The 8,836-nt window shown below is 65.7% G+C and carries 10 protein-coding genes; all 10 read left to right on the top strand.

What is annotated here, in order from left to right; genetic code table 11:
* Window positions 1–410, top strand: a 410-nt coding sequence (locus LQV16_RS21845; RefSeq protein ID WP_229995956.1) for a hypothetical protein, incomplete at its 5' end; no start/stop codon positions are given.
* A gap of 11 nt (window positions 411–421) precedes the next feature.
* Window positions 422–781 carry a hypothetical protein gene (locus tag LQV16_RS21840; protein WP_229995955.1) on the top strand — a complete coding sequence of 120 codons (360 nt, stop codon included), beginning with the start codon at window positions 422–424 and terminating at the stop codon, window positions 779–781.
* A gap of 42 nt (window positions 782–823) precedes the next feature.
* The gene (locus LQV16_RS21835; RefSeq protein ID WP_229995954.1) at window positions 824–3,931 is read left to right on the top strand and encodes a tape measure protein; all 3,108 of its coding nucleotides are present in this window, start codon (window positions 824–826) and stop codon (window positions 3,929–3,931) included.
* Complete coding sequence (locus tag LQV16_RS21830) at window positions 3,932–4,759, top strand: hypothetical protein (protein ID WP_229995953.1); 828 nt, start codon at window positions 3,932–3,934, stop codon at window positions 4,757–4,759. It abuts the gene before it with no gap.
* 88 nt (window positions 4,760–4,847) lie between these two features.
* Window positions 4,848–6,059 (top strand): hypothetical protein, encoded by a 1,212-nt coding sequence (locus LQV16_RS21825; RefSeq protein ID WP_229995952.1) that lies wholly within the window; start codon window positions 4,848–4,850, stop codon window positions 6,057–6,059.
* A 10-nt stretch (window positions 6,060–6,069) separates the two neighbouring features.
* Window positions 6,070–7,017: a hypothetical protein gene (locus LQV16_RS21820; RefSeq protein ID WP_229995951.1), complete on the top strand. Its 948-nt coding sequence runs from the start codon at window positions 6,070–6,072 to the stop codon at window positions 7,015–7,017.
* The gene (locus LQV16_RS21815) at window positions 7,017–7,646 is read left to right on the top strand and encodes a hypothetical protein (protein ID WP_229995950.1); all 630 of its coding nucleotides are present in this window, start codon (window positions 7,017–7,019) and stop codon (window positions 7,644–7,646) included. Before LQV16_RS21820 ends, LQV16_RS21815 begins: the two co-directional genes overlap by 1 nt.
* Entirely contained in the window at window positions 7,646–8,065 is a 420-nt protein-coding gene (locus tag LQV16_RS21810) for a hypothetical protein (RefSeq protein ID WP_229995949.1), read from the top strand. Before LQV16_RS21815 ends, LQV16_RS21810 begins: the two co-directional genes overlap by 1 nt.
* Window positions 8,065–8,463 carry a hypothetical protein gene (locus LQV16_RS21805; protein WP_229995948.1) on the top strand — a complete coding sequence of 133 codons (399 nt, stop codon included), beginning with the start codon at window positions 8,065–8,067 and terminating at the stop codon, window positions 8,461–8,463. Before LQV16_RS21810 ends, LQV16_RS21805 begins: the two co-directional genes overlap by 1 nt.
* A 12-nt stretch (window positions 8,464–8,475) precedes the next feature.
* Window positions 8,476–8,836, top strand: a 361-nt coding sequence (locus LQV16_RS21800) for a hypothetical protein (protein ID WP_229995947.1), incomplete at its 3' end; no start/stop codon positions are given.

Here is an 8,836-nt window from a genome sequence, read left to right as displayed (position 1 = left end):
ACCCCCAACCGAGTAAGGAAACCACCATGACCACTCCGAACCGTCCCGCCGCAGCCCGCCGCACAGCCCCCAGTAAGGTCCCCGCCGGCGCGAAGAAGCCCGCGGACCACCAGCCCGCCAAAGAGGACGTCGCTGGCCCGAAGGATTACGTCATTACGTGGCCGAACACCACCGACCCGGATGCGGTGACGCATGAGTACGTCATCGCCGGGGAGAACCTGGACGACGCCGAGCTCGTGGAGCACTTCACGGACAACAACGCGATTGCGGCGCTCCGAATCATGCTCGGCCCGGAAGGGTGGGCGGAATACAAGGAGAACGCCCGCGGCGAGAACGGGCGCGTGACCGCGTCAGGCGCCACGGAGTTCCTCGACTACGCCCTGAGCGAGATGAAGCGGGGAAACTCGTAACCCTCGCGTATTTGCTCCGCAATTTCCCCGGCCAGTTGGAAGCGGATCTTCACCGCTTCTATCAGGTCGATCTTGCGGACATGTACCGAGGGTCCATCACGCCCCGCAAGGTGGCCGTCCTCGCGCTAAATCTGCCACGCGGCGCCCAGACTTGGCGCGCCGTCGGCGGCGCCGGAGCGGTGACCGCCGAAGTCGAAGCCGCATGGATCATCGAGCACACCCTCTTGCGCGTCGCTCACGGTCAGGCCGGCGGCAAGGGTAAGGCGCCGGAGATGCGCGACTACCCGGCCGGGCTCCTCGAGGAGGCGGCCAAGGCCGCGTTCACACAGTCCCGCGCCGAGCGGTTCAGGCAAAAGCACCTAACCAAGTAGGCCCCGTCGTGGGCCTTTCCATTCCTATAGGGAAGGCCCACGATGTCTGAACTTGCCAGCATGTACGTCACTCTCATCCCCACAGCCCGGAATATCCAGCCGACCATCGAGAGGCAGTTCGCGCCCGCGCAGGGCATTGCTGCGGCCGCCGGACGGGACTCCGGAAACCGGTTCGCTGAGAACTTCCGTTCCGCCACGTCCAAGGTCGGGCATGCCCTCGGGTCCACTCTCAAGGCTGGCGTCACAGTGGCCACGGCTGCGGCTACGGCCGCCGGCGCCGTCGGCGTGGCCACGGCCGCGCAGATGGAACAGTCTGAGATCTCCTTCACCACGATGCTCGGGTCCGGGGAGAAGGCCAAGGCCTTCCTCGGGGATCTCTCGAAGTTCGCGGCGAAAACCCCGTTCGACCTCCCGGGCCTCCAGACCTCGGCATCGTCCCTGGTCTCGGCCGGCATCGACGCGTCCAAGGTCATCCCGATCATGACCAGCCTGGGCAACGCGACGTCAGGAATGGGCACCGGTGCTGAAGGCGTGCAGCGCGCGACCACAGCGCTACAGCAGATGAACGCCGCCGGGAAGATCAGCGGCGAGGACCTCAACCAGCTGCGCGACGCCGGTATCCCTGTCTTCGACCTGCTCACGGCGGCGACCGGCAAGACCACGGCTCAGATCGCCGAAATGGCGGACAAGGGCAAGCTCGGCAAGAAAGAGCTCGAGCAGCTCATGACGGCGCTGGAGTCCGGCAAGGGCCTTGAGAAGTTCAACGGGCTCATGGAGAAGCAGTCGGCCTCCCTGACCGGCATGTGGTCCACCGCGAAAGACACCTTCGCTGTCGGCATGGCCGAGGCTGTCACCCCCATCATTCCGCTCCTGAAGGACGGGCTTGGCGGCGCCACCGCGTTCCTCACTGACGTGATCCTGCCCAAGGCCAAGACGGGCCTCGGTGAAGTGGCCGGCGGCATCAAAGCCTTCGGCGCCGCATGGGCGGCCAACGACGGCGACATAACTTCGAGCGGCTTCCCCGGCTTCATGGAGCGGCTGGCGTTCATCGTCCACCAGGCGTGGGACAAGGGCACGCAGGCTATGAACTCCTTCCGCGCCGCATGGGAGTACAACGACGGCGAAGTGACCAGTTCCGGTTTCAACGGTTTCATGGAGAAGGCCGGCTACTGGGCGCGGCAGCTCTTCGACGCCGTCGGCAGGCTCGACTTCTCGTCCTTCCAGGGCTTCCTCTCGTCGCTGAGCAGCAGCGGAGGCGAAGCCGGCCCGGCACTGGCCAGCATTGGTTCCTCGTTCCAGGACCTCATGCCGGCCATCAAGGAATTCTCGGCGCAGGCCCCTGCGCTGGCCACCGGCGGCGTCAAGCTGCTGGCCTCCGGTCTAGGCTTCCTCGCTTCGCACGTCGACACGATCATCCAGTTCATGCCGCTACTCGTGGCCGGGTTCGTGGCGTGGAGAGTGGCGCAGTTGGCGATCAACGCAGCCCAGGTCATCGCCGTCCCGGTCCAGCTGGCGCTGAACATCACCCGCATCGCCGCCGCCCGGGCGGAAATGCAGGCGGCCGCCGCGACCCGGGCCAACACGGCTGCCACCATTTCGCAGACCGGCGCTCAGAACGTGGGCATGCTGACGCGGATCCGCGGGGCCGCTGCGACTGTCGCGCACACTGTGGCGACAACGGCGTCATCTGTGGCTGCGAGGACGGCAGCGGCCGGCCAGTGGCTCCTGAACGCGGCCATGTCAGCGAACCCAATCGGGATCATTATCGGCCTGATCGCTTTGCTCGTCGGCGGCCTCATCTGGTTCTTCACGCAGACAGAGCTCGGGCAGCAGATCTGGAAGACCGTCTGGGGCGCGATCACCGGAGTAATCGGCTGGACCTGGGAGAACGGCATCAAGCCGATCTTCGAGGCCCTCGGGAACTTCATCACCAAGACCGTACCCAAGGCCTTCGAAGACGGAATCGCGTTCATCAAGACCATCTGGGGAGGCCTGCAGGAGATCGCGAAGGCGCCGATCCGGTTCGTCGTCAACACGGTGATCAATGATGGCCTCATTGGGGCCTTCAATACCGTAGCCGGCTTCCTGGGCGCGGCGAAGCTGCCACGGCTGGACCTGCCGCCGGGGTTCGCCAACGGTGGCTGGACGGGCCCGGGCAGCAAGTACCAGCCCGCCGGCATCGTCCATGCTGACGAGTTTGTCATCCCCAAGGATGCGCGCCGCAAGATGGAGCGGAACCACCCGGGCGCACTGTCGCACATCATGCGCCACGGCACCATGGCAGGGTATGCGGACGGCGGCCGGGTGAAGCCCCTGAAGGACCTCATGGTCACCCAGGGCTACAACAGGATCCACAAGGGCATCGACTACGCGGCAGGCGTCGGCACCCCGGTGTTCGCCACGCAGGACGGAGTCGTGTCCCACGCGGGCCCCGGCGCCCGGGCGCCCGGCGTCTGGGGCGGCAATGAGGTCCACATCTCCGGGAACGGCATCGAGACGTGGTTCGCTCACCTGTCCCGGATCGGCGTGGCCCTCGGCCAGCGGGTCCGGGCCGGACAGCAGATCGCCAACTCCGGCAACACGGGCATCAGCTCCGGACCTCACCTCCACTTCGGGGTGTTCAACGGCGGCTGGCCCAACGATGTGGACCCCACGGCCTACCTCGGCGGCGCGAATGCGCCCTCCGGCGCGGCCGGCTTCAACCCCATCACCGGGATCATCGACGGGCTTATGGGCAAGTTCAAGGAAGCCTTCCCCCAGGGCGGCATGCTGGTCGATCTGGTCGGCGGCGTCGGCAAGAAGATCCTCACCGGGGCAGCCGACTTCATCACCGGCCTCTTCGACGGCAGCACGGACCAGGGCCGCGCCGCAGGGGCAACCTTGTACGACGGCGGCGGCTGGCTGGAGAACACCGGCGGCGCACAGCTCGTGCAGCACAACAAGAGCAAGCCGGACGCAGTCCTCACCAACGCGCAATGGGCCACCATGACCCGGATCGCCGAGGACAGCACTTCCGCCTTCGAGGGCAACCTCTACCTCGACTCGGGCGAGTTCCTCGGCAAGGTCCGTGGAGTTGCCCGGCAGGAAGCGGATAGCAGGATCGCAATGGCTGACGCCGGATCACAGTACTCAAGGACAGGGCGCCGCTAAATGATTGCAGTAAGTGTTCAGGCGTTCACGAACGGCCCGTGTGAACGTGTCGGCGTCACCATCACGGCCCTCGGCACCATGTCGGACTCGATTGTGTCGGTGTGGCGCACCGCGGACGGGGAACGTTCCTCCGTCCGCGGTGCCCGCCGGGTCACCATGTCAGACTCCGCCTACGTGATCGACTATGACGCGCCTCTGGGCAGGCCTATCACGTATGAGGTTGAGGTGATCAGCGGCCCGGCTGGGCCCAGCCGCACGACTTCCGAGGCTGTCACGGTCGTTACGGAGACGGGCAGCATCATGGATCCGCTCGTCCCGCAGTCAGCTGTGAAGATAGTCAAGCGCATGACTGCCCTGGGCGAGCCGACGTTCACCGTCGAGGCGATGAAGAAACTTGACTACGCGGCGGACCTGCAGCTGTTCAATATCCTCGGCAGCAAGAAACCGATGGCCTTGTTCGGCGAACGCATGGCGGCCGCCGGAGTCGACTTCAGCGTCATCACGGACGCCGAGGAGCAGAACACCCGGCTGGAGAAGCTTCTGGAGGATGCTGGGCAGTTACTGGTCCGGGTTCCTGCGTCGTGGGAGGCGGAGATCCCGGGCTCGTGGTTCGCCGCTGTCGGTGTCATCTCCAAGCTTCCGCACGGTGGGGCCCTCACCACCTGGCAGCTCAGCGGCGACACGGTAGAGGCGCCGGCCATCCGTGTGCTGACGGCGTTGTTCACGTATGGCGACGTCAACATCTTGTATTCGACCTACCAGCAGAAGCAGACACTTATGGCGGGGAAATCGTACTTGAGCGACTTGAAGAACCCGTTGGGAGGCTAGCTTGCGGCCGATACAGGCAGACTCACTCCAATCTCTCGACGGCTCGCGGCCGGCGGACATACTGGTCGTGTGGGCGTGGCGGGACGGCGTGTTGGTCCTGCCGGAGCCGTTGCAGGTCATTTCGTGGAGCGCCGACGATAACGCGGGCGATTCCGTGAAGGTGTCGCAGACGCTGTCTCTAACGATCGCGGACCCGGACGGCACGCTGGGCGCGTGGAAGTACGAGGATCCACTCTCTGTGGCCGGGACCCGGCTTCAGGTGATCTACCGTGTGGGCGGCGCGTCTGCGCTGAATTTCGGCTGGTTCAAGCTGACCGGCAACGACCCCGACGAGGTCATCCAGTCCCGGCAGGTGGCCGAGTACGGCTACGCGGAGCCTGACTCCCCTGTGGAGCCTCACAAGCGCACCAAATACGTCGTGGGCGGCACTGTCCAGCTCAGTGCGGTGGACCTGACCGCCGGCGTTGATTTGGACAAGTTCGAGGCTCCGGAGTCGGCGTCCGGGCTGACGGTGCTGGGCGAGTTCGCCCGCCTCACCGCCAACCACTTCCCCACTGTCGTTGACGCAGGGGTTCCGGACGCGGATGTCGGACCGTTCACGGTCTGGGACCGGGAGCGCCTCGAGGCGTGCCAGGATCTCCTCGCCCGCGTCGATGCAGGCTACCGGATGGGCAGCGACGGGGAATGCCACGTCTACCCGCGCAAGTCGGCGCCTGTGTGGCGCGTGGAGCCCGGGCAGGGCCTTGTGAGCGTGAAGCGAAAGCAGGAATCTGACGGGCTCCACAACAAATGGGTGGTTGAGGGTAAGGACAGCGGTGACGGCAGGCCTGTCCGGGCGACCGCAGCAATCGACACGGGCCCGTTGCGCTACGGCGGGGCATTCGGTCGGGCGCCGTTGTTCTACAGCTCGGAAATGATCACGACGGATGGCCAGGCCCTCGCCTACGCGATTCAGTTGCGTGAGGAATTCCTGTCCTCGCTGGCGATTGAGCTGGCTGTCGAGACGGTCCCGCGGCCGGAGTTGCAGGCCGGGGACTGGATAGAGGTCGGCTGCCCCGTGGTTGCTGGCCACGTCGTCTACCTTCCCGGACAGATAACCGGAATCCGGCGCGGCGGGACAACCGTACCGAGCGGCACATCCCTCACCGTCGCCTGCTCATACAACGACGTCGTCACCGCCCTTGGCCGCACCGAATGGGCGCAGCACATCACCGGGGGCACGCCGGCCCTGACGTGGGACCGGATGCCCGGCAACTGGGGCGACCTGCCAGCCGTCGTATGGAACGATCTGCCGAACTAGAGGAGGCCGCGTGCCCGGTTTCAAGCACACAATGGCCGCCATTCCCGGCGGGAATACCCGCAGAACCTACGGGACGGCGCACTGGGACGGCACCACGTGGCGCGCGAACATCGGCGGGAACCTCGTCACCTGCAGGTGGATGGACCCCGTCCAGCCGGTCCAGGGCGGCAGTCTCGTCGTGGACATCACGACCGACGAACGCGGCCAGGCGACGGCGCTGGTGGTTGGTTCGTACGCGGACCAGCCCCGCCCGTCCACCGGCAGTGTCCTCGTGCCCGGCGTCTCGGAGATCCTGTTCACCGGTGAAGACGGGACGACGTACACCACGGACCGGTTCATCGGCACGTACTCGATTGGAGATCCGGTCTACGTCTGCTGGGACGGGGCGAGCCCCACGATCATCGGGAAGATCCCCGCGGTCAAGGTCACCCCCAAGGCGAACACCCCGAAGCCCCCGGGCGGCGGAGACATCGCCGGCACGAAGCGGACCCCAGCCACCCGCTCAGACACGTACGATCCGGCAAAGGGCTGGGGCGCATGGGCCTCCGCGAACCTCGGCGGCGAGGACGTTTACGCGGGCACCCAAGCCGGGCACACGCTCACCGGGGCATGGTTCTACGGCCTCGGCAACAACATACTGACGGGCCGCACCATCAAAGAGGCCCGGTTTAGGCTCCCGGGACGCCTCGACATCGGGGACTCCGGATCCGTGACGGTTCACATCTACGCCCATGCACTCGGCAGCATCCCCGGCGGGGCGCTCACTGCGGCGGCCGGCCCGTTCGACGTCGCCGTCTCCGACGACGGGACGCCCACATGGGTGGTCCTGCCCGACGACTTCCACCCCATCCTCGTTGCCGGTGGCGGCATCTTCATCACGGCCGGGGACTACGTCGGTTTCCGTGGCCGGCTCGAAGACCCCAACTCCGGCAAACTCGAAACTGATTGGACACGCTAATGGGACAGACCCTCTATAACGGCGCGTGGGTGCCTACGAACTCTGACGCCTACGACCTGACCGCAGACCTCGCGAAGATCTGCCTCTCACTGAACATCCCCATCCCGGTGGCCAATAGTTCGGAGCGTAACGGCCTAGCTGCTCTTGCTGGCGGAACTCTTCCTGTCGGCACGATGGTCCTCCGCAAAGACCAGTCAATGTTCGTGGAGAAGTGGGACGGCGCCTCGTGGAAGACGTCCGGGCATTGCGAGTGGTACCGCAACAACCAGGTCGTTCCTAACACGACCGTGTGGGGTGTTGGTGCACTCACCCAGGATTCGGCGAAAACGACCGACACTGCGTTTGTAACGCACCCGGCCGGCGATGTTTTGCAGTTCAGGGACGCTGGCACGTATTCGATTTCGTTCACCGCCGTTGCTGATGCGGCCATGACGGGACGCTCTTTCGTGGAGTTCCAGACGGGCGGCGTGGCGATCATCCGCACGGTCACATCGGGCGAGGACCGGGGCTCCGCGGTGATCCCGAACTTCCGGGCGACGGCGGGCCAGCAACTCCTGTTCGACACGTACCAGTCATCCGGGGCGAACCGGACCATCGACTTCCGCATCCGCGTGACAAGGGTGGGCTGATGCGCGGCCGGTTGCGTGTCAACGGCCGCCGCGGGGCATTCCAAATCGTCTTCGGATTCGTCTACCTCGTCGTCGGCTCCAGCTTCTTCTTCATGCCAGGCACCCCAAGCCGGGAAGAGATCTTCCGGTGGCTGACACCTTACGTCCCGCTGGGGTGGTTCGCCTCCCTGTGGATTGTCGCCGGGCTCGTCGCCCTTGTGTGCGCGTTCCTGCCCCGCCCGAAGGACGCCGCGGGGTTCATCGCCATGGTGTTCGCACCCGGTGTTTGGGTCGGCCTCTTCATCATCGGGTCCTTCATGTCAGGGAACATGCTCGCGCTCGTCTCCGGCATCGTCTACGGACTGTTCGGCGCCGCACCGCTCATCGTCTCCGGGATGGAGGGGCCGAGGGATCTTGACCACCGCGAGGTGATGCGCTAGTGGAGCAATGGCAGGTCATCATCCTCGGCATCATCACCCTCATCGGGTCCGTCTACGGCGCCTACAAGGCTGGCAAAACCACGGTCAAGGTCAAAGAACTTGACGTCGACGGCAAAGCATTCGAACGGGCCGAGCAGATCTACGCCGGCGCCATCGGGACCCTGCAGAAGCAGTACGCCGACCTCGACACGGCCCGCAAGGAAGACAACGTCGCGCACGCCCTCGAACTGGCCAAGCGTGACGAGCGGTTGGAGCGGGTCGAGAAGGAAGTCCACAAGGTACGCGACCAGAACAACGCGCTCGTGACCTTCGTCTACAAGATGCTCGCCATTCTCCGAACCCACAACCTGACCGACGAAATCAGCCCCCTGGACGTCCCAGACGGCATCCACATCTAGGTAGGAGACCAGATGGAACCAATCACTGTAGACCGCATGACCGAGATCGCGGTCAGGCTCGGCGGCACGTACATCAACGTCGACGGCGCGGCCGGCAACCAGTGCTGGGACGCCGCCGCGAAAGTCGCGCAGCTCCTCGGCCTGCCCCTCGTGCACACCTGGGGTGAAGGCCGCTGGCCGGGCTGGGCGGGCAACATGTGGGACGCCTTTCCGCAGAGCGCCGAGATCGCCGCTGCCTACGAACGTGTCACCCCGGACCGGCCTGCCTTGCCGGGCGACACCGCTGTTTGGGGCGCGACGCCGGGCTACTACCCTTCAACGCATGTTGCCGGTGTCGTTCGTGACGCCGGGGGGCTGGTGCTGTGCATCAGCC

Origin of the sequence: Arthrobacter sp. Bi26, from assembly GCF_918697925.1 — a bacterium.
GTDB lineage: Bacteria > Actinomycetota > Actinomycetes > Actinomycetales > Micrococcaceae > Arthrobacter.
Note: the sequence above shows the minus strand (reverse complement) of the source record. Positions and strands in the feature narration are given on the sequence as shown.